Origin of the sequence: Nonomuraea sp. NPDC050547 (assembly GCF_044457345.1) — a bacterium.
Lineage (GTDB): Bacteria > Actinomycetota > Actinomycetes > Streptosporangiales > Streptosporangiaceae > Nonomuraea.
The window spans coordinates 677,316-697,282 of sequence record NZ_JBITGW010000001.1 but is presented as its reverse complement, the minus strand read 5'-3'; the positions used below and the strand labels follow the sequence as shown (position 1 = coordinate 697,282).

Annotated in this window: 17 protein-coding genes, 1 tRNA gene and 1 pseudogene; 10 read left to right on the top strand and 9 right to left on the bottom strand. The window is 69.0% G+C overall.

The window, feature by feature from the left end; genetic code table 11:
* Positions 1-402: a hypothetical protein gene (locus ACIBHY_RS03220; RefSeq protein WP_397305793.1), complete on the top strand. Its 402-nt coding sequence runs from the start codon at positions 1-3 to the stop codon at positions 400-402.
* 48 nt (positions 403-450) lie between these two features.
* On the opposite strand, the gene ACIBHY_RS03215 is transcribed toward ACIBHY_RS03220, so the two are convergent.
* Positions 451-1,746: an ABC transporter substrate-binding protein gene (locus ACIBHY_RS03215; RefSeq protein WP_184960872.1), complete on the bottom strand. Its 1,296-nt coding sequence runs from the start codon at positions 1,744-1,746 to the stop codon at positions 451-453.
* Between the two features lie 210 nt (positions 1,747-1,956).
* Positions 1,957-3,246, bottom strand: coding sequence for an ABC transporter substrate-binding protein (locus ACIBHY_RS03210; RefSeq protein WP_397246363.1), 1,290 nt, complete (start codon positions 3,244-3,246; stop codon positions 1,957-1,959).
* 164 nt (positions 3,247-3,410) lie between these two features.
* Here ACIBHY_RS03210 and ACIBHY_RS03205 point away from each other — a divergent pair, with 164 nt between their 5' ends.
* Positions 3,411-4,250 carry a hypothetical protein gene (locus tag ACIBHY_RS03205; protein ID WP_397305791.1) on the top strand — a complete coding sequence of 280 codons (840 nt, stop codon included), beginning with the start codon at positions 3,411-3,413 and terminating at the stop codon, positions 4,248-4,250.
* A 184-nt stretch (positions 4,251-4,434) separates the two neighbouring features.
* Here ACIBHY_RS03205 and ACIBHY_RS03200 read toward each other — a convergent pair whose 3' ends face one another.
* Entirely contained in the window at positions 4,435-5,019 is a 585-nt protein-coding gene (locus tag ACIBHY_RS03200) for a response regulator (RefSeq protein ID WP_312896323.1), read from the bottom strand.
* Between the two features lie 105 nt (positions 5,020-5,124).
* On the opposite strand from ACIBHY_RS03200, the gene ACIBHY_RS03195 reads away from it, so the two are divergent.
* Positions 5,125-5,210 (top strand) — tRNA-Leu (locus ACIBHY_RS03195).
* Between the two features lie 43 nt (positions 5,211-5,253).
* Positions 5,254-5,637, top strand: coding sequence for a hypothetical protein (locus tag ACIBHY_RS03190; RefSeq protein WP_397305789.1), 384 nt, complete (start codon positions 5,254-5,256; stop codon positions 5,635-5,637).
* A gap of 6 nt (positions 5,638-5,643) precedes the next feature.
* On the opposite strand, the gene ACIBHY_RS03185 is transcribed toward ACIBHY_RS03190, so the two are convergent.
* From ACIBHY_RS03185 to ACIBHY_RS03170, 4 genes are read right to left on the bottom strand one after another with little or no spacing between them, the layout of a single operon-like run.
* Positions 5,644-6,837: an ABC transporter permease gene (locus ACIBHY_RS03185; RefSeq protein ID WP_397305788.1), complete on the bottom strand. Its 1,194-nt coding sequence runs from the start codon at positions 6,835-6,837 to the stop codon at positions 5,644-5,646.
* Positions 6,837-7,496: an ABC transporter ATP-binding protein gene (locus ACIBHY_RS03180; RefSeq protein ID WP_397305787.1), complete on the bottom strand. Its 660-nt coding sequence runs from the start codon at positions 7,494-7,496 to the stop codon at positions 6,837-6,839. Before ACIBHY_RS03180 ends, ACIBHY_RS03185 begins: the two co-directional genes overlap by 1 nt.
* Positions 7,493-8,554: an efflux RND transporter periplasmic adaptor subunit gene (locus ACIBHY_RS03175; RefSeq protein ID WP_397305786.1), complete on the bottom strand. Its 1,062-nt coding sequence runs from the start codon at positions 8,552-8,554 to the stop codon at positions 7,493-7,495. The genes ACIBHY_RS03180 and ACIBHY_RS03175 overlap by 4 nt, the downstream gene beginning before the upstream one ends.
* Positions 8,551-8,982, bottom strand: coding sequence for a hypothetical protein (locus ACIBHY_RS03170; protein WP_397246351.1), 432 nt, complete (start codon positions 8,980-8,982; stop codon positions 8,551-8,553). Before ACIBHY_RS03170 ends, ACIBHY_RS03175 begins: the two co-directional genes overlap by 4 nt.
* 88 nt (positions 8,983-9,070) lie before the next feature.
* On the opposite strand from ACIBHY_RS03170, the gene ACIBHY_RS03165 reads away from it, so the two are divergent.
* Genes ACIBHY_RS03165 through dapD form a run of 4 tightly spaced genes read left to right on the top strand, consistent with a single transcriptional unit; the run spans position 9,071 to position 12,284 of the window.
* Positions 9,071-9,730: a response regulator transcription factor gene (locus ACIBHY_RS03165; protein WP_397246349.1), complete on the top strand. Its 660-nt coding sequence runs from the start codon at positions 9,071-9,073 to the stop codon at positions 9,728-9,730.
* Entirely contained in the window at positions 9,727-10,845 is a 1,119-nt protein-coding gene (locus ACIBHY_RS03160; RefSeq protein WP_397305785.1) for a sensor histidine kinase, read from the top strand. The genes ACIBHY_RS03165 and ACIBHY_RS03160 overlap by 4 nt, the downstream gene beginning before the upstream one ends.
* A gap of 39 nt (positions 10,846-10,884) precedes the next feature.
* Entirely contained in the window at positions 10,885-11,304 is a 420-nt protein-coding gene (locus ACIBHY_RS03155; protein WP_397246345.1) for a pyridoxamine 5'-phosphate oxidase family protein, read from the top strand.
* Between the two features lie 17 nt (positions 11,305-11,321).
* On the top strand, positions 11,322-12,284 hold the full coding sequence (dapD, locus tag ACIBHY_RS03150; protein WP_397305784.1) for a 2,3,4,5-tetrahydropyridine-2,6-dicarboxylate N-succinyltransferase: 963 nt from the start codon (positions 11,322-11,324) through the stop codon (positions 12,282-12,284).
* Between the two features lie 119 nt (positions 12,285-12,403).
* On the opposite strand, the gene ACIBHY_RS03145 is transcribed toward dapD, so the two are convergent.
* On the bottom strand, positions 12,404-12,769 hold the full coding sequence (locus ACIBHY_RS03145) for an integrase core domain-containing protein (RefSeq protein ID WP_397246340.1): 366 nt from the start codon (positions 12,767-12,769) through the stop codon (positions 12,404-12,406).
* Positions 12,770-12,873: 104 nt separating this feature from the next.
* A pseudogene (locus ACIBHY_RS03140) lies at positions 12,874-13,173 on the bottom strand (transposase); the annotation flags it as partial.
* Positions 13,174-13,336: 163 nt separating this feature from the next.
* Here ACIBHY_RS03140 and ACIBHY_RS03135 point away from each other — a divergent pair.
* The gene (locus tag ACIBHY_RS03135) at positions 13,337-19,570 is read left to right on the top strand and encodes an RHS repeat-associated core domain-containing protein (RefSeq protein WP_397305783.1); all 6,234 of its coding nucleotides are present in this window, start codon (positions 13,337-13,339) and stop codon (positions 19,568-19,570) included.
* A 138-nt stretch (positions 19,571-19,708) separates the two neighbouring features.
* Positions 19,709-19,915, top strand: a complete 207-nt coding sequence (locus ACIBHY_RS03130) for a hypothetical protein (protein WP_397246335.1) — start codon at positions 19,709-19,711, stop codon at positions 19,913-19,915.
* The last annotated feature ends 52 nt before the right edge of the window (positions 19,916-19,967 follow it).

The window sequence follows — 19,967 nt, the reverse complement described above, 5'->3', positions numbered from 1 at the left end:
ATGCCCATGCTCGTGGCCTGCCAGAACAGCCCGCCCGCGCAGAAGACGCAGGCGGCGGCGAGCGAAACCGCCAAGTACAGCACCGGCGGCGACCCCGACGACGACCCCTGCACCCGCGTCGTCTCCTCCATCGGCTACGCCGGGCTCCTGCTCCTGCCCGCGGGCAGGGAGGACGAGCAGAACTTCGAGAACGCCGTCCTGGGCCGGCTGGCCGAGTTGCGCGGCATGGTCCAGGAGTTCGGCCCCCGGCTCCCCCAGGTGCTCCAGGACGAGGCGGAGAAGGTCGAGAAGGCCACGAAGGGCCTGTCCAGCGCCCAGACCCCCAGAAAGCGCCAGGTGGCGCTCCTGAAGGACTACCGGGCCGCCGCCGACAGGATCGTCGAGGGCTGCGAGGGCCGGTGAACGCGAAGAAGCCCCGGGACCGAGGTCCCGGGGCTCCCGCCTGACTACTTAACCGTCGATGTTGCCGGTGCGGTAGTCGATGGCCTTGGCGGGGTACTTGTTGTCCGCGCCGTACTGGTAGATGCCGATGGTGGCCGTCGCCGGGTCACCGGCGTCGTTGAACTCGACCGGACCGCTGATGCCGTCGTAGTCGATGTCCTTGCCGGCCTTCAGCAGGTCGACGCAGGTCTTGAAGTCGTTGCACTTCTCGCCGCCCTTGCTGACCTCGCCCAGCTTCGTGGCGATGTCGGTGCCCGCGTCGCTCTTGGCGGCCTCGGCTGCCAGGGCGATGAGGTTGGCGGCGTCGTAGGACTCAGGCGCGTAGCTGAAGTCCTCGAGCTTCGGGTTGATCTCGAGAAGCTTCTTCTGGAACGTGTCCGGAGCGGCCGCGCCGGGCAGCGTGCCCTTGACGCCCTTCAGGGTGTTCTTCGGGAACTTCAGGAAGTTCGTGTTGGACAGGTTGCCGTCGACCATGTACCAGTGGTGCTTGTCGGCGGTCAGGCCCTGCTTGACGAGCTCCTGGACGACCTTGTTGGTCTCGGCGAAGCCGATGAGCACGATGCCCTTCGGGTTCTTGGCCTTGACCTTCGCGACGTCGGCCGAGAAGTCCGCGGCCTTGGGGTCGTAGATGATCTTCTCGACGACCTCGCCGCCGCCGGCGATGACGGCCTTCTCCGTGGAGTCGGCCAGGCCGGTGCCGTAGGAGTCCTGCAGCGCGAGGATGGCGACGGTGTCGTCGCCGTCGGCCACCGCGAGGTCACCCAGGACGCGGCCCTGCAGGATGTCCGGCGGAGCCGTACGCCAGAACAGGCCGTTGTCCTTGTAGGTGGTGAGCTCGATGGAGGTGTTGGCGGGCGAGAAGTGCACCACGCCGGCACCCGTGATCTTGTCGATCACGGACAGCGACACCGAGGAGGAGGCGGCGCCGATGATGGCGTCCACCTTCTTGGCCAGCAGGCTGTCCACCGACTGCGAAGCGATCTGCGTCGTGGTGTCGCCGGAGTCGGTGTGTGAGACCGAGACCTGCTTGCCGAGGACGCCGCCCGCGTCGTTGATCTCCTTGACCGCCAGGTCGACGCCCGCGAACTCGGGCGGGCCGAGGTAGGCGAGCGAGCCGGTCTGCGGGAGGAGGGTGCCGAGGTTCAGCGTGCCGTCGCCCTTGCCGGCCGCGGCCGAGGTCGCCGGCGCGGCCGAATCGGTGGCCTTGGTGCCGGCGGTGTCAGCGCCGCCGCCACAGGCCGTCAGAGCGAGGCTCGCCGCAGCCGCGACGGCGAGCACGCGCCCGAGTGGGGCAATGCGGGTCATGAAGTGTCTCCTTCATCCAGGCCGGGAGGCTGTCAGCACCGCCGACGTTCCCGATCGAATGAGCGAAACGTACAAAAAGCAGCACGCTTCCAGCTAGATGCCTGGAAGAACTGTCGGCACTTGGATGCTGAGTCGTAATCACTCCTCAACTTATGAAGAAAACCCCCAGGTAGCGGCCGGTTAGCTGGGAAACCGGCCGCTGACACCCTGTTACCCCGCGATGTTCCCCGATCGATACTCCAGAGCCTTGGCCGCGTCGAAGGTGTTGTTCTGCCCGAATTGGTAGATGCCAATCGTGGCGGTCGCCGGATCCCCCGCGTCGTTGAACTCCACAGGCCCGCTCACGCCGTCGTAGTCGATGTCCTTGCCCGCCTTGAGGAGATCCGCGCACACCTTGAAGGCGTTGCACTTCTCGCCGCCCTTGCTGACCTCGCCCAGCTTCGCGGCCATGTCCGCGGCCACGTCGCTCTTGGCCGCCTCCGCCGCCAGCGCGATCAGGTTCACCGCGTCGTAGGACTCGGGGCCGTAACCGAAGACGTCGAGATCCGGATTGACCTCCAGCAGCTTCTTCTGGAACGCCCCCGGCGCCTCCGAGCCCGGCAGGGTGCCCTTGACACCCTTCATCGTGCCCTTGGGGAACTTCAGGTAGTTGGTGTTGGACAGGTTGCCGTCGACCATGTACCAGTGGTGCTTGTCGCTGGTCAGGCCCTGCTTCACCAGCTCCTGGACGACCTTGCTGGTCTCGGCGAACCCGATCAGCACGATGCCCTTCGGGTTCTTCGCCTTCACCTTGGCCACGTCGGCCGAGAAGTCAGCCGCCTTGGGGTCGTAGAGGATCTTCTCCACGACCTCGCCCCCGCCGGCGAGAACGGCCTTCTCCGTCGAGTCGGCCAGGCCGGAACCGTAGGCGTCCTGCATGGCCACGATCGCCACCGTGTCGTCGCCTTCCGAGACCGCGAGGTCGCCCAGCACCCGGCCCTGGAGGACGTCGGGCGGGGCCGTACGCCAGAACAGGCCGTTGTCCTTGGCGTTGGTGAGCTCGATGCCCGTCGCCGACGGCGAGAACATCAGCACCCCGGAACCCGTGATCTTGTCGAGGATGGACAGCGAGACCGAGGATGAGGCCGATCCCACGATCGCGTCGACCTTCTTGGCCAGCAGGCTGTCGGTGGACTGGGCGGCGATCTGGGTCGTGGTGTCGCCGGAGTCGGTGTGCGAGACCGAGATCTGCTTGCCCAGCACGCCGCCCGTCGCGTTGATCTCCTTGACCGCCAGATCGATGCCCGCGAACATCGGCGGGCCCAGATAGGACAGGTTCCCGGTCTGAGGGAGTACGGAGCCGAGGACCAGCGTGCCGTCGCCCTTGGCGACGGTGGCGCCCGGAGCTGAGGCCGTGTCGCTCGCCGGGGTGCCCGCCCCGTCGGGGCCGGAGGATCCGCAGGCCGCGAGTGCGAGGGCCGAGACCGCCGCGGTCGCGACGGCCAACGCTCGCCGAATCATCGATATCTCCTTCGTGCAGATGCGCAGGGGGGACATGGAGTTCGCGAAATCCACGATCAGCATGACCCCGGAACTATCCGGTGGGAGAGGCCGCGACCTTACGATGCGCAGTCGTGACTCCTCCTTAACCTGGCCCGGCCGCGGGCCGCCTCTACTGTGGCGATGTGAAGCGCACCGCCGCCCTCCTGGTCCTGGCCCTCTGCCTTTCCGCCTGCGGGGGCACTCCGCCCGCCCCCTCCACGAGCCCGCCCCAGGGGCTCACCGTGACCCTCACGCAGGGACGATCCGACATGCCCAAGCACATGCTGAGCGTGGTCATGGCCAACGCCGGGAGCACCCCCGTGTGGGTGTCCGACGTGCGGGTGAGCGGGCCTTCGTTCCAGGAGACCGGGTTCTCGCGCATGGACACCGCCGTCAAGAGCGTTCCGGTGGCTCTGCGCATCGCGTACGGCGCGGCCAAGTGCGCCCCAGGAGCGGTGCCGGAACTGCGGCCGGCGCGGGTGATCGCGCACGTCAAGGCAGGCGACGAACCCTCGCGCGAGGTCAGCTGGGCGCTGCCCCATCCGGACCCGTTGCTGGCGAAGCTTTTCCGGGAGGAATGCGAGCAGTTCCTCGTGCAGCAGGCGGTGTCGGTGGGGTTCGGCCCGGCTTGGACCGAGAAGGACAAGGTCCTCCAGGGCAGTGTTATCGTGACGCGCCGCAACAGCAATGAAGATGTGACCGTTACTGAGTTGTCAGGCAACGTGCACTATGAGCTGAATTCTCGGGAAATGACGCTCAAGGCGGGAATGGCGCGGTTGGAGATCCCCGTCCGGATCACCCCGGGCCGCTGCGACCCGCACTCGTTCGCGGAGGCCAAGATCGCCATGCTCTTCAACGCCCGGGTGGCGCTGGGGACCGGCGAACCGCGTTTCCTCGTCTTCCGCTCCGACACCGTCCAGACGCCTTCCATGCGCCTGGACCAGCTCATCCTCGGCTACGCCCGCAAAACCTGCGGCCTGTAGACCCCACCTCTGGAGAGCCCTTGAGCCGGTGCAGGACCCTGAGCAGGTGCGGGCCGTGGGCCGGTGGGCGCCGACCCCGCGAAGCGCGTGCCCGGCGAGGCGCACGGACCAGCCGGGCAGCGCGGAACCCCGCCAGCGTGCGTGGCGGTGAGACCCGAGGGCCAGGTGGAGCCCTCGGCCGGGGTTATTCGGACTTGGTGGCGTCCGCGACGACGATCTGGGCCACTTCGCGCATGCTGAGGCGCCGGTCCATCGAGGCCTTCTGGATCCACCGGAACGCCTGCGGCTCGCTCCACCCGTGTGCCGCCATGAGCAGCCCCTTGGCCCGCTCGACCAGCTTGCGGGTCTCCAGCCGCTCGGACAGGCTCGAGACCTCGGTGGCCAGCGCCACCATCTCCTCGTGCCTGCTGACCGCCATCTCGATCGCCGGCACCAGGTCCGCCTTCGTGAACGGCTTGACCAGATAGGCCATCGCCCCCGCGTCCCTGGCCCGCTCGACCAGGTCCCGCTGGGAGAAGGCGGTGAGGATGAGACAGGGGGCGACCCGTTCGGCGACGATACGCTCGGCCGCCGAGATGCCGTCGAGTACGGGCATCTTGACGTCGAGAATGACGAGGTCGGGTTTGAGTTCGGTGGCCAGCAGAATCGCCTGCTCACCGTCACCCGCCTCACCCACGACGACGTAGCCGTCCTCCTCAAGCATCTCCTTGAGGTCGAGGCGGATCAGCGCCTCGTCTTCCGCGATCACTACTCGCCGCTGCGTACTCACGAGCAGAAGAGTACCGAGGTCCGCTACATTAGATCCACGCCGGTGTACGAACCTGATCTAGTCAGGCGCGTCCCGGCACAAAACCGGATTCTGCCGGTTTTCCCCGCCGGAATGATGGAATGGCAGACATAGGCGCCTCAAAAGCGCCCGCTCGAGAGGGCGTGCGGGTTCGAATCCCGCTTCCGGCACCACCACACCTCCACAACTGTCAGTGACGGCAGACACACTGAGCGCATGCACCCCCGCGAGACCGTCGACCGCGCGCTCCCCCTCTCCGCCGGAGCCGTCAGAAAGTGGCGCACCGGCGACCGCAGGGCGCGCGACGACCCCCGGTCCGCAGGCTCGTGCGTACGATGCGCGCACAGCCCCCTGCTTCCCCAGCCTCCCGGCGTCTACGCCTACCTCTTGGGCCTCTGTCTCGGCGACCGGCATGTCGTCCACCACCGGCGTGGCGTCCACCGGCTCACGATCTCCTGCTCGGCGTCCTGGCCCGGTCTGGTCGAGGTGGCCGCGCAGGCCATGGCGGCGGTGCTCCCCAGCGCTGTCGGCCTGCTGAGGCGACCGGGCCGACCAGGGCTCTGCACCACGCGGACAGCGGTGGTGGGCGGGTGGTGGTAAGGCCGGTCAGGTGGCGTGGAGGGCTACGGTTGGGGAGGTGCGGGCTGCTCTTACGGCGGGGTACAGGCCGGCTACCGTGCCGATGGCCAGGGTGGCGGTGAAGCCTCCTGCCATCGCCCATGGGGGTACGACCCAGGGCATGCCGCCTGATGTCGCGTATATCCAGGTCGCGGCGGCGCCCAGGAGGACGCCGGCCAGGCCGCCCAGGCCGGAGAGCAGGAGCGACTCCGTCACGAACTGCAGGCGGATCTGGCCGCGGGTGGAGCCCAGTGCCCGGCGCAGGCCGATCTCGTGGCGGCGCTCCAGCACGGAAATGATCATGGTGTTGGCCACTCCCACGCCGCCGACCAGCAAGGCGACCGCGCCCAGGCCGAGCAACAGGTTGGTGAAGGCGCCGGCCGAGGCCGCCTTCGCCTGCAGGGCGGCGGACGGGTCGGTGATCTCCACCTCTTCAGGGTGCTCCGGGTTGACGGTTCTCGGGAGCAGGTCTCTGACCTTGACGACGGTCTCGTCCGTCGAGCGTTCGTAGATGGACGTGGGGTGGCCGTCGAAGGCGAGCAGGTCCTGCGCCGCCTTCCAGCCGACCAGCGCCGAACGCTCGATCTCCTCGGCCATCGGCAGCGGGGCGAGGATGCCGACGACGGTGAAGTAGCGGCCGTCCAGGTAGACCTGCCTGCCGGGTTCGGTGATGCCCAGGCGGCGGGCGGCGACGTGGCCGAGGACGACGGAGGGGTAGCGGCCGTTGGCGGCGTTGAGCCAGGAGCCCTTCGCCATGCGGCCGCGCAGGGTGGCGAGCAAGGACTCCGCGGCGGCCGACAGGGTGATGCCGTTGGTGTCGAGCTCGTCCACCCGGTCGTTGCGGTAGATCGGGTACGGCAGGGCGCCCAGGGCCGCCACCTGCTCCACACCGGCGATGCGGGCGGCCATGGCGGCGGCGTCCTTGGGAAGTTTGGCGCGTTCGCCGGAGAACATCGAGTCGCCCGGTGTCACGACCAGCATGTTGGTGCCGAGCTGGTCGAGCCGGCGCATCAGCTGTTCCTTGCTGGAGGCCGAGATGCCCACGACCGCGATCATGGTGGCGATGCCGATGGCGATGCCCAGGGCGGACAGCACCACACGCATCGGGCGGCCGCGCAGTCCGGCGGAGCCCACGTGGGCGATGTCGCGCGGGCGCAGGCGGGCGGGGGTGAGCGTGGCCATCAGCCGATCACCTGCCCGTCCCTGACGCGCACCTGCCGGGGCAGCGCGGCGGCGATCTCGGGGTCGTGGGTGATCACGGCGATGGTCGCGCCGTCGCGGTTGAGCTCGTGCAGGAGATCGAGTACGGCCGCGCCCGACGCGGTGTCCAGGGCGCCGGTGGGTTCGTCGGCCAGGAGCAGGTCGGGTTCGCCGGCGACGGCGCGGGCGATGGCCACGCGCTGCTTCTGGCCGCCGGACAGTTCGTGGGGCCGGTGGCGCATGCGGTCGGCCAGGCCGACGCGCTCCAGGGCTTCGGCGGCGCGCCGGCGGCGCCGTACCGGGGAAAGGCCGGTGTAGAGGAGGCCTTCGGCGACGTTGTCGAGGGCGTTGACGCCGGGCATGAGGTGGAAGGCCTGGAAGACGAAGCCGATGTGGCGGGCGCGCAGCGCCGACAGCGCGCGGTCGGACAGGCGGCCGACGTCGTGGCCGACGATGCGCACGTGCCCGTCGGTGGGCAGGTCGAGGGTGCCGACGATGTGCAGGAGCGTGGATTTGCCGGAGCCGGACGGGCCGACGATGGCCAGGAGTTCGCCCTGTTCGACGTGCAGGTCGACGCCGCGCAGGGCGTCGACGCCGCCGGGGTAGCGCTTGGTGACGCCGGTGAGTTCGACGACGCTCATGTGCCGGGCACCTCGACCTTCGTGCCTTCGTCCAGCCCGTCGCCGGTGACCTCGACGCGGCCGTCAGCGAACAGGCCGAGTCCGACCTTCACGTCGCGCGGCGGGCCGGCGCCGACGACGCGGACGGCGTAGCCGCCCCCGGGTACGGCCAGCAGCGCGGTGACCGGGACGGACAGGACGTCCTTGCGGGTCTCGCCCTTGATGAGGACGCCGACGGGGGCCTGGTCGACGCCTTTGACTCCGGCGCGGCGGTCGAAGGCGACGGTGATGTCGACCTTGGGGGTCTTGTCGGCGGCCTGGTCGTCGGCTTCGGCTGTGCGTCCGATGCCGGTGACGCGGCCTTTGGCGCGTTTGCCGGTGGGGAGTTCGACGGTGACACGGTCGCCGGTCTTGAGGTGGGCGGCCTCGGTGACGTCCACCTTGAACGTGACGACGCGTTCCGCGCCGGTGGCGGTGAGCAGGCGGCCGCCGGGGGCCACGCGTTCGCCCGTCGCGGTCTCGAGCTTCTGGACGCGCAGGGCACGGGGGGCGAACGCGATCTGCTCCGGGCCGGTGGTTCCGGTCTCGGGCAGGTCGTGGTCCTCCTGCCAGTCGCGTACGGCCTGGGCGGTGGCCCAGGTGTACTCGTCGTCGGCGGTCATGCCGGAGCCGTAGCCGAGGGCCTTGAGGTTGGCTTCGAGCTGGCGCACGTCGGCGCCTTCAGCGCCCTGGGAAAGGGTGCGGTACATGGGCTTGACGCCGTACATGAGTCGGACGGGTTTGCCGTCGACCTCGTAGAGGCGCTCGCCGCGGCCGATGGCCGAGCCCGCGCGCGGCAGCCAGGTGAGGACGCCGCCGAGGGCGGCGCCGACGGTGCGGCGGCCGGCGAAGCCGAGCGTGCCCTTGGCACGGACGCTCTGGGTGAGGTCGCCCTTGTCGACGGTGCCGGTGGCGGCGGTGAGCGGGGGCGTGGCGGACGGCTCCGCTCCGCCGGGCGTGGCGAACGTGGCGAAGGCGACGCCGCCCGCGAGTGCCGCCAGGACGGCCCCCGCGGTCAGCGTCGTCGCGGCGCGGTTCATCCGGTCTTCTCGCTGCAGATCTTGTTGGCCTTGTCGAAGGCGCCCTTGTCGGCGGGCACGGGCCTGGCCTCCTGCATGCCGCCGTCGAACTCGGGGTCGGGGAAGTCGAGGCCCTGCTCGCGCATGCACTTGGCGAAGGCGAGGGCCTTGTCCTTGTCGGCCTGGCTGATCTGCTTGCCGGTGCCGCCGATCGCGCCGCACTCCTTGAGCAGCTTCTCGAACTCCTTCTGGTCCATGCCGCCGCTGTCGATCGTCTGGCTCTTGCCCAGGCCGCCGGGGTCGCCGACCTTGACGCCCTTGGCGCGCAGGCATTCGGCGGTCTTGAGGCGCTGGTCGCCGGAGTTGACGGTCGTGTTCTTCTCGGGCGCGGTGTCGCCGCAGGCGGCCAGGCTCAGGACGAGCGCGGCCAGGGCGAGGGTGGTCTTCATGCGGTTCAGGCTGGCCCGGAGCCGCGTTTCGCCGCTCTAACGGTCGTCTTTATGGCAAGGAAATGCGCACCTCAGGTAGAGAGGGGGCATGCGTGTGCTGGTGGTGGAGGATGAGGCGTTCCTGGCGGAGATGATCGCCGAGGGGCTGCGCCGGGAGGCGCTCGCCGTCGACGTGGCCCATGACGGCCGGGAGGCGCTGCGCAAGCTGGAGACCGGCGAGTACGACGTGATGGTGCTCGACCGCGACCTGCCCGGCGTGCACGGCGACGAGGTGTGCCGCCGGGTGGTGGCCCACCGGCTGATGACCCGGGTGCTCATGCTGACCGCCGCGGGCAGCGTGCGCGAGCGGGTGGACGGGCTGCGGCTGGGCGCCGACGACTACCTGCCCAAGCCGTTCGTCTATGACGAGCTGCTGGCGCGGGTGCTGGCGCTCGGGCGGCGCGCGCGTCCCGCGCTGCCTCCGGTCATCGAGCGGTGCGGGGTGGTGCTCGACACGGCCTGCCGTACGGCCGGCCGCGACGGCCGCCCGCTGCACCTGTCGCGTAAGGAGTTCGCGGTGCTGGAGACGCTGATGCGCGCCGAGGGCGCGGTCGTCAGCAACGAGGACCTCATCGACCAGGTGTGGGAGGAGGACACCAGCTACCTCACGAACGCGGTGCGGGTGACGCTGAGCAAGCTTCGGGCCAAGCTCGGCGACCCTCCGGTGGTGGAGACGGTGCCTCGGGCGGGCTACCGGATCGGCGCATGAACGAGCGGACCCGGCTGACGGCGTTGTTCGGCGGGCTGCTGCTGCTGGCGGGCGGCGGGCTGGTCGCGCTGATCTACTTCCTGCTCCGGGACAGCCTGGTGAACACGATCAGCTCGGCGGCGGCCAGGCAGCCTGGCCGGCCGGGGGCGCTCCCGGGTGTCAGGGTGAGCGCGGCCCCGCCGTCCGGCGGTGACTTCGCCACCACGGTGCAACTGCTCGGCTTCGTCGAGGAGACGGCGCTGGAGCGGCTGCTGTTCATCTCGATCGCGGCGGCGGCGGGGTTCGCGCTGGCGTCGGTGGTGCTGGCGTGGTGGATGGCGGGACGGATGCTGCGGCCGGTGTCGGTGATCACGCGGACCGCCCGGCGGCTGTCGGGGGCGAACCTGCACGAGCGCATCGCCCTGGACGCCCCGTCGGGCGAGCTCAAGCAGCTGGCCGACACCTTCGACGCCATGCTGGACCGGATCGAGCGGCTGGTCGGCGCGCAGCAGCGCTTCGCCGCCAACGCCGCGCACGAGCTGCGTACGCAGCTGGCGATGCAGCGGGCGGCGGCGGAGATCGGGCTGGCGGGCGAGCCGGACGCGGCGCGGGTGTCGCGGATGCGGGAGAAGCTGATCGACATCGCCGACGGCAACGAGCGGCTGATCGAGGGACTGCTGCTGCTGTCGGTGTCGGAGCAGGGGGTGGAACGGCGGGAGCCGGTCGCGGTCCACCACATCGCGGCGGCGCTGGGCGACGACGCCGGAGCGCTCGTACGGAGCGGCCCGCTGGTGGTGAAGGGCGACCCGGTGCTGCTGGAGCGCCTGGTGGGGAATCTGGTGGCCAACGCGGTCCGCTACAACCGGCCGGACGGCAGGGTGGAGATCGTCACCGGGGCCGGCGAGCTGATGGTGACGAACACGGGGCCGATGGTGCCGGCCGAGGTGGTGCCGCTGCTGTTCGAGCCGTTCCGGCGGCTGCACGAGCGCCGGCACACGCCCGGCGAGGGAACCGGGCTCGGGTTGTCGATCGTGGCGGCCGTGGCGCGTGCCCATGACGCCGTCGTCGCGGCCGAGGCGAACCCGGGTGGCGGGCTGACGGTCCGCGTCACGTTCGGCGGGGCCTCGCTGGGTTAAGGTCGGCCACAGGAGTACGACGATCTTCGGGGGGTTGCCGTGGCGCTGAGCGCTGCTGATCGGGAGGCGTTCCTGGCCGAGCCGCACATCGGGGCGGTCGCGGTGGAGGCGGGCGAGGGCCGGGCCCCGCTGAACGTGCCGATCTGGTACGACTACGAACCGGGCGGCATGGTGTCGTTCCTCACCGACGGCGATTCGGTCAAGGCACAGCTGATCGGCAAGGCGGGCCGGGTGTCGATGCTCGCCCAGCGGAGCCATCCGACCTACCGCTACGTGTCCGCCGAAGGCCCGGTGGTCGCGAAGAATCCCACCACGCTGGAGGAGATGACCAGGATCGTCGCCCGCTACCTGCCCGACGACGCGGTGGCCGGCTACGTCGCGCAGTCGAACCTCGCCGTTCTCGTCACCTTCCACATGCGGCCCGAGCGGTGGCTGTCGGCCGACCTCGGCACCATCTGACCCGGTATTTTGGGCCCGTGACTGCTAACGATCCCACCACCACCGGCGCCCACGGCATCGGCCTGGCCACCATCGCCGCCGACGGCACCGTCCTCGACACCTGGTTTCCCGCGCCCGAGCTGGGCGAGCCCGCCTTCGCCGGCACCGAAAGGCTCAACGCCGAGGAGGCGGGCGAGCTGGCCGCCCTGGCCGGTCCCGACCCGGCGCGCGGCGTCGAGGTCGTCGCCGTGCGCACCGGCATCGCCAAGCTGTCGGAGGCCCCGGCCGACGCGCACGACGCGTACCTGCGCCTGCATCTGCTGTCGTCGCGGCTGGTACGCCCGCACGGGCTGAGCCTGGACGGGCTGTTCGGGCTGCTGGCCAACGTCGTGTGGACCGACCGGGGGCCGTGCGCGGTGGACGGGTTCGAGCGGACCCGGTTGCGGTTGCGCGCCACGGGGGCGGTGACGGTCTACGGCGTGGACAAGTTCCCGAGGATGGTCGACTACGTGCTGCCCTCCGGTGTCCGCGTGGCCGACGCCGACCGGGTACGGCTCGGCGCCCACCTGGCCGCCGGCACGACCGTGATGCACGAGGGTTTCGTCAACTTCAACGCCGGCACGCTGGGCGCCTCGATGGTCGAGGGCCGCATCTCGGCCGGCGTGGTCGTGGGCGACGGCTCCGACGTGGGCGGCGGCGCGTCGATCATGGGCACGCTGTCGGGCGGCGGCAAGGAGGTCATCGCGATCGGCGAGCGGTGCCTGCTGGGCGCCAACGCCGGTGTGGGGATCTCGCTGGGCGACGACTGCGTGGTCGAGGCGGGCCTGTACGTCACGTCCGGCACCAAGATCGCGCTGCCGGACGGCCGCGTGGTCAAGGGCAAGGAACTGTCGGGTTCCAGCGGCCTGCTGTTCCGCCGCAACTCCCAGTCGGGCGCGGTCGAGGCGGTCGCCCGCACCGGTCGGCGCATCGAGCTGAACGCCACCCTGCACGCCAACTGAGCCCGGACGGCAGGAAACCCCGCGAGACCGGGTAGGCGGCGCTCGCGGGGTTTCGGCAGGAGTGCTCTTGGTGCTTTGCAAGGTCAGCCGGCTCAGTGGCGGTGAGAACACACCTACGATCACAGGTGGGCCGATTCACCACCCGGACGCCCGTGAAGAGCTCGGGGCGCCGGTGAGGCTTGTCTCTTCTCGATCATGTGACGTTCGAATGGGGTGGGCGGCAGGCCGTCGTCGGCGCTGTGCCGCCGGGCGGTGTCGTAGACCTCGGCGACCCAGGTCGCGATCTTCAGACGGGCCTCGGCCCGGGTGTGGAACCGGTGTCGGTGCACGTACTCGACCTTGAGGGTGCTGTTGAACGCCTCGGCGGCCGCGTTGTCGAGCGCGGCGCGGCCCACGCCTCCCATCGACTGCACCACGCCCAGACACCGGCACAACTCCTGGGAGCGGGCGGCCGTGTATTCCGAGCCGCGATCCGAACGCCGCACCACAGCACGTCCGCGGCGGGCGCGGTGAACTTCCGCCACACCAGGTCCGGCGCCGCCGGCCGCTTGCCCTGCCGGGTCAGCGAGCGCGGCGTGCGCCGCACGCGGACCACCAGACCGAGCTCGGCCATCCGCGCCGCAACGGTGCTTCCCGACACCCGCCGACACCCCTCATGCAGGTCACGGGTGATGCGCGGCGAGTCGTAGGTGCCACCGGAGGCCTCGAACGAACGGGTGATCTCCGCATCCAGGTCGGCCCGCCGACGCTGCCGGGCGGTCGGCGCGGAGTCCGACGCGCACTGCGAGGCGATCGAGGCGATCGGCGCAAGCCCGCCGGACGCGGCCTGGCAGCGCGGTCGCACCCACTGCCTGCGCAACCGGATCGCACAGGCCCTAGTGATGATCATCTTACCTTTTTGACACCTTATTTCCCTTTTGATCACACATATACGATCAAGCAGTTTGTTGACCCTTGCGACAGGAGAATAAGTGGGCTCTCCACGAAGGGCGCGGCCCGGCACAGCGCTCAAGCGGCGCGCGGCACTGCGAGCCGCGACAGCCACGCTGATCATGGGCACGCTGGTGGTATCCACGTCCGAAGCCGCTCTAGCTGTCCCCACCCCTCAACCCGCCCAGCCCCGCCAGGCTGCCCAAGCAAAGCCGCTGGCTGAACGACCCGATCGCGTCTCAGCAGCGCTGTCTGCACGCCTGCAGGGGACCCGCGTGCTGGTCAGCGGAGAAACGACCGAGACCTCGCTGACCTACGCCAACCCGGACGGCACGCTGACACTTGAAGCGTCCAGCGGTCCGGTCCGGGTCAAGGAGGGCGACTCCTGGGCTCCGATCGACACCACGCTGGTAGAGGCCGGCGGCGTGCTCAGGCCGAAGGCAGCGCTGGGCGGCGTGGAGTTCTCCGCTGGTGGCGAAAGCAGGCCGCTGGCAAAGCTCGCGCCGTCGGGCAAGCAGAGTTACGCCCTTGGCTGGCCGGCCGCCCTGCCGCAGCCGAAGGTGGAGGGCAACACGGCCACTTATCCCGACGCCGCCGGTCCAGGTGCGGACTTGGTCTTAACCGCCTTACCCACCGGGTTCCGACACGACGTGGTCTTACGCCAGCGTCCGTCCGGCCCGGTCGAGTACAGAATTCCGATCCACACCGAGGGCCTCACGCTTGCCAAGACCAGGCGGGGCGAACTCAACCTCAGCGATGCGAAGGGCCGGATCGTCGCCTCAGCTCCAGAGCCCGTCATGTACGACTCGCCTGCCACGGAAACCGGCACCATCGAGACCACGGTCGTCACCGGCGGCGACGACCAGGCACTGGTCCTCAAACCCGATGCGAAGTTCTTAGCCGATCCCGACACCACCTACCCGGTGACCGTCGACCCCGCCACCACCATCCCGGTGCTCACGGATGTGACGGCGTTCTCCGACGGCGGGTTCAACCAGAGCATCCAGGTGGGCACCAGCGACAGCGGGAACACCCGGACTTTCCAGCGCGCTCTGCTTCGGTTCGACACCAGCACCCTCGCCGGACAGGCGGTCACCGACGCCCGGCTCGACCTGCAGAGCAATGGCGGCTGGGGATGCGTCACCGGCCAGACAGTCAAAGCACAGCGCATCACGGCCGCATGGAGCGACCGCTTCCCCAACTTCAACGTGGCCACCACCACCGATGGCGAGCAGCTGGCGCGTGAACCCGGCGCGTGCACGGGGAACGGCAGCATCCCGCACGGCGCGTGGACGTGGAACGTCACCGACATCGCCCGCTCGTGGGCGAGCGGCGCCGGGGCGCACGGCGTGATGCTGCGCCTGGTGACGGAGAGCCCGACACCCTTCACCAATCAGTACGATCGCGGCTTCGACGCCTCAGAAGACGCCGCGACCGGCGGCGTCCCGCCCAAATTGATCGTCACCTTCGGCTCGACCCCGGCCACTGGAAAGCTGCGTGTGGCTCCGGTGACAACGGGTCTCGACGGCGTCGTCTACACCAGTACCACCACACCCACGCTCGTGGCCGACGTGAAGGACCCTGACGGGGGCGTACTCCGCGCCGAGTACGAGGTCGAGCGCGACCCCGACGCCAACCAGGGCACCGGCCAGCTTTGGACGGGCAGCGTGGACGGCGTTGCCTCGGGCACCGAAGCGAAGGTCTCAGTCCCGGCCGGGAGACTTCTCGACGGGCAGAAGCTCCGCTGGCGGGCTCGGGCCTTCGACGGCACGAGCTACTCGGCCTGGTCGGTCTGGCAGAAGACCGCCATCGATGCCTCCGCTCCTGCAGCACCTACGATCACCTGCGAGGTTCGGCCGGATACGTGGTATCCCCGAGTCAACGGCGAGCAGCAATCACAGTCCTGCTCGATCAGCGGTCTCAAGGGCAACAACGCCTATCTGTGGACCATCGATGATCCGTACGCGTACCACGTGAACAAGCTGTCCCGGATCGATTCGGAGGTCAACGATTCGCAGCAGTTGGCGATCCCTCCGCTCGACGACGGCTGGCACACTCTCTACGTGAAGACGCGCGACAACGCGCACAACACCTCCGCCGTCGCTTCGTTCAACTTCGGCATCGGTCCTGGCGGGCTCGTCAGCCCCAAGCACAACTCCCGCACACAACGCGCCACCTCGCTGGTCGGCGCCGCCCCGTCCGGACGGACCGGCATCCGCTATGAGTACAGGGGGACGGGCCGCGCGGGCAGCACGGCTTTCACCCCGGTTCCCCCCGCCGATGTCACTGTCCCTGGCAGCGGGCAGCCCGTCCCTGCCTGGCCCCAGACGCGCACCGACACCGCCAAGGACTTCCCCGAGCTGTCCTGGGATGTGGCCAAGACCCTGCAAGCGGCCTCGATCCCCGATGGGACGATCGAGCTGCGCGCCTGTCTTTCCGGCGGCGGGGAAGCCGAGGCGTGCAGCAAGCCGATCGACGTGATCCTTGATCGTTCCGCCTTCGGCGGCTCCTATGCCATCGCCGACGTCGGTCCTGGCAAGGTTGCCCTCCAATCCGGAGATTTCGCGCTGAGCAGCACGGACGCGAGCCTGTTCGGCATCGCCGTGAGCCGGACCGCGACCACGCTCAACCCCGCAGCCGACCGTGCCGACGAACAACTCGCCGAAAACAAGGTGTTCGGGCCGGGCTGGCGTGCGGGCTTTCCCACGGTCGCCTCCGGCATAGAAGAGTTCTCTCCGACGAGCGCCGGCGAGAACGGCTCACTGCAGCTCGTGGGCGCCGACGGCTCGACTTTGTCGTACGTCAAGGACGGCACCAGCTTTGTTGGGGTGGGAGACGCCGCCAACGGATCGAGAATTGCCGCCACGAGCGAAGAGCTCACGATAACTGAGTCCACCGGCAGCAAGACCACCTACACCAAGGCGAACAACAAGTGGGTTGTCGCGCGTACTGGGACGACCGCCGCCGAATCGGCCATCACTTACTACCGTGACGCCCAAGGCCGAGTAACCCGGGTGCTCGCACCTGTGACGGCCGGCGTCACATGTGGGAGCGTCCTGGCTCCTGGCTGCCGCGCGCTGGAGCTCTCGTACGCCGCGGCGACGACCGCCACCGGCGTGGACTCTGGCTGGGGAGACTTCAAGGACCAGGTAAAGAGCGTGTCATTCACCGCGTTCGATCCTGGGTCGAACGCGATGAAGACAACCGTCCTCACCACGTACCAGTATGACTCCACCGGCCGGCTGCGTCAGGTCACCGACCCGCGATCGACGATCTCGACCGTATACGCCTACTCTGCCGAGGGCCGGATCTCTCAGATCACGCCGGTCGGCCTCGCGCCGTGGCGGATCGACTACGACGCTCGCGGGCGTCTGGCCCACGTCGCGCGGGAGAACGGAGCGACCGATCCCACATGGGCGGTGGCCTATGACGTGCCGATCGGGGGCGCAGGCGCACCCGTGGATCTCACGCTCGCCAAGACCGCGACGTGGGGTCAGGCGTCCGGCCTTCCTGTGACGGGTACCGCGATCTTCCCTGCCTCGCACACACCTCCGCGTGCCACCAACGGTGCGTACGCGCCGGGTTCGGGTGACTGGGCGCGAGCCCAGATCTTCTACACCGACGTCAACGGCCGCGCGGTCGACCATGCCGCCTACGGCGCGGGCGGATGGCAGGTCGCTGCGACCCGGTACGACGACCGGGGCAACGTGGTCTGGAAGTTGTCGGCGGCCAACCGTGCTCAGGCGCTGACTCCAGGTCCGCAGACGGATCCGTACGTGGCCGCGCGGGCGGACTCCGCGCAGCGAGCGCACCTGCTCGCGACCGTCAACACCTACAACGCGCGCAGCGCCCTGCTCACCTCCGAGGGGCCGACGCACCCCGTGACCCTCGCGGCCGGAACGGTCGTCTCGGCCAGGCAGCGAACCAGCAATGTCTACGACGAAGGGAAGCCGGACAGCGGCAAGGAGTACGGACTTCTCACCACCCTGCGCGCCGAACCCGCCGTCGTGGACGACGGAGCGTCCCCCTCTGCGAGTGACGTCCGCATCGCCAAGCGCGGGTATGACCCCGTCCAGTCTGGTGACACGTCGGGCTGGGATCTGCGGCTGGCCACCACGGAGTCCGTGCTGGTCAACGAGCAGTCCAGCCTCACGAAGAAGGTGCGCTACAACGCCGCGGGCCGCGAGATCGAGCGCCGGCTTCCGAAATCCGCAGGAGCGGACGCGGGCACGACGGTTACCAGCTACTACACCGCCGGAACGCATCCATCAGTGCCCGCGTGCGGCGACAAGGCGGCCTGGGCAGGCATGGTATGCCGGTCCGGGCCGGGCAGCCAGCCGACCGGAGCGCCGCTTCCGGTCACGACGACCGCGTACGCCTACTACGGTCAGAGTGCCGTGGTCACGCAGGTGAGTGGACCCACGACGCGCACGAAGACCGTCGGGTTCGATCAGGCGGGGCGGCCTAAGACCACCAAGATCACGGTCATACCGGAGGCCGACGGGGGCACATCCGTACCCGAGAGCACTGTCGTCTACGAACCGCAAACCGGTCTGCAGACGGAGGTCAGCACTCCGGCCGCCAAGGTCACGACCACGTACGACACGTTCGGCCGCGTGTCCACCTCGGTAGACGCCGACGGCAACACCTCGACGCTCACTTACACGATCGACGGCCAGACCTCGACGATTAGTGACGGGAAGGGCACGACCACCTACACCTACGGCACCGCGAGCGACGGACAAGCCGAGTCCCGCGGCCTGCCCACCAAGATCGAATCCACTGGGGTGGGGACGTTCACCGCCAGCTACGACGCCGACGGCCGGCTCACGCAGCAGACCTATCCCGGGGGACTGACCGCGACCCTCAGGCACGACAACGCCGGTCAGGCGACAGGAATGTCCTACGGCAAGGCTGGAGCGACCTGGCTCGGCTTCTCTCAATCGGTGGACACGATCGGCAACACCGTCAAGGACGTGTCCCCTGCCGGTAGCCAGAGCTATGGATACGACCTGGCCGGGCGCTTGACCAGCGTTCAGGATCAGGCAGCAGGCCGATGCACGACGCGGCAGTATCAGTTCGACGACAACACCAACCGCACCTCGCTCAAGACCTACCCCGGCGAGTCGAACGGCACCTGCTCGACGACAACCACGCCTCAAGTCCGCAACAGCTCCTACGACCAGGCCGACCGCTCCAACGGCGGCCATGTCTTCGACAATCTCGGCAGGACCACGCAGATTCCGGCCGCCGACGTCGAAGGCGGCACCGACCTGAAGATCGGCTACCACGCCGACGACATGGTCGCATCCCTGACTCAGGACACGCAGACCCGTACGTTCTCCATCGACCCCCTTGGCCGCATCCGCGCGATGACCAGCGTCGGCGGTCCGCGCCCAGGCACGCTCATCAACCACTACGCGGGCAGCGGCGACAGCCCTGCCTGGATCTCCGAGGCCAGCGGTGGCTGGACCCGCAACGTCGCCGGGTTCATCGGGCTGGGTGCGATTCAGAGCAGCGACGGGAAGGTGACGCTCCAACTCGCCAACCTGCACGGTGACGTCGTCGCTACTGTCGACGCCGCAGCGACTGGCAGCGGAGTCGACGCCTACTTCGAGCAGACTGAGTACGGCGCGCCCCGTGACCTCGCCGCCCCGAACCCGTCCCGCTACGGATGGCTGGGGGCCCACCAGCGATCGGGTGACGCCCTCGCGGGGATCATTCTCATGGGTGCCCGGCTCTACAATCCGGCGACCGGCCGATTTCTCCAGATGGACCCGATCATCGGCGGATCCGCCAACGCCTACGAGTACTGCTTCGGCGATCCGGCCAACTGCAACGATCTCGACGGCAAGGCGGGCTGCCCCTGGCTGTGCCAGATCGGCTTCTTCGCATTGGAACAAGCGATCGGGCTGGCCTGCGTGGGCACAGGTGTGCTCTTCGTAGCCTGCAAGGGATTCGTCGGCGGCGTCGTCGGCGTCGCCAAGCAGTTGCTGACCTGCGAAAAGAACTGCAATGCCGATCTCATGGTGGTCTTCTGGGCCAACTTCGTGAAGTCGGCCGCAGGGTCGATCGCCGTGGCCGGCATCTTCATCCCGAAAATTCTCAACCTGATATACAAGCACCTCTCGCCGAGCGTGATCGGAAAAATCCAACCACTGATCAACTTCCTCCAGGGGTTGATGAACAAACTCAACCCGCCCAAGGCCAGCGGCGGAATGTCAATACCCGCGAAGGAGATACAGCAGGCGATCATCGACTACCAGTGCATGACCGGTCCATGCGGCAAGAGCACCGGCGGATGGCCCTCCATGCTCTTCTACTATAAAGCCGGGCTCGGTTTCGATCCGTCCTGATCAACGTCCTTGCAGGGGTGCGGTTCACCGGACCGCACCCCTCCCCTGGAGAGAACGACTGTGCTGGAGAAAACACTCATCACCCTTTCGGCGGCGGTCGGTGTGCTGGCGAGCATACGGCGAAGAATGCTCCGCGGGATGATCCGGCATCCGCTGTGGTTCGCACCCGGGTTCGGCGTCGCGTTCTTCTCGGCCTGGATGGTCATAGCGCTGGCCACCGGTGAGGACCCGCTTCCCTGGGGTCTGGCGGGCGGGGCCGCAGGCGCGGTCACCGTGGCGATCTGGATCAGGACGGGCTATGTGGTGAGTCTGCACAAGGCTCGCAAGAACGAGCGCCACCAGTAGTGCCTTCCTGGTTGCGCTGCGCCCGTGCACACCTGAAATGAACGCTTGCTTT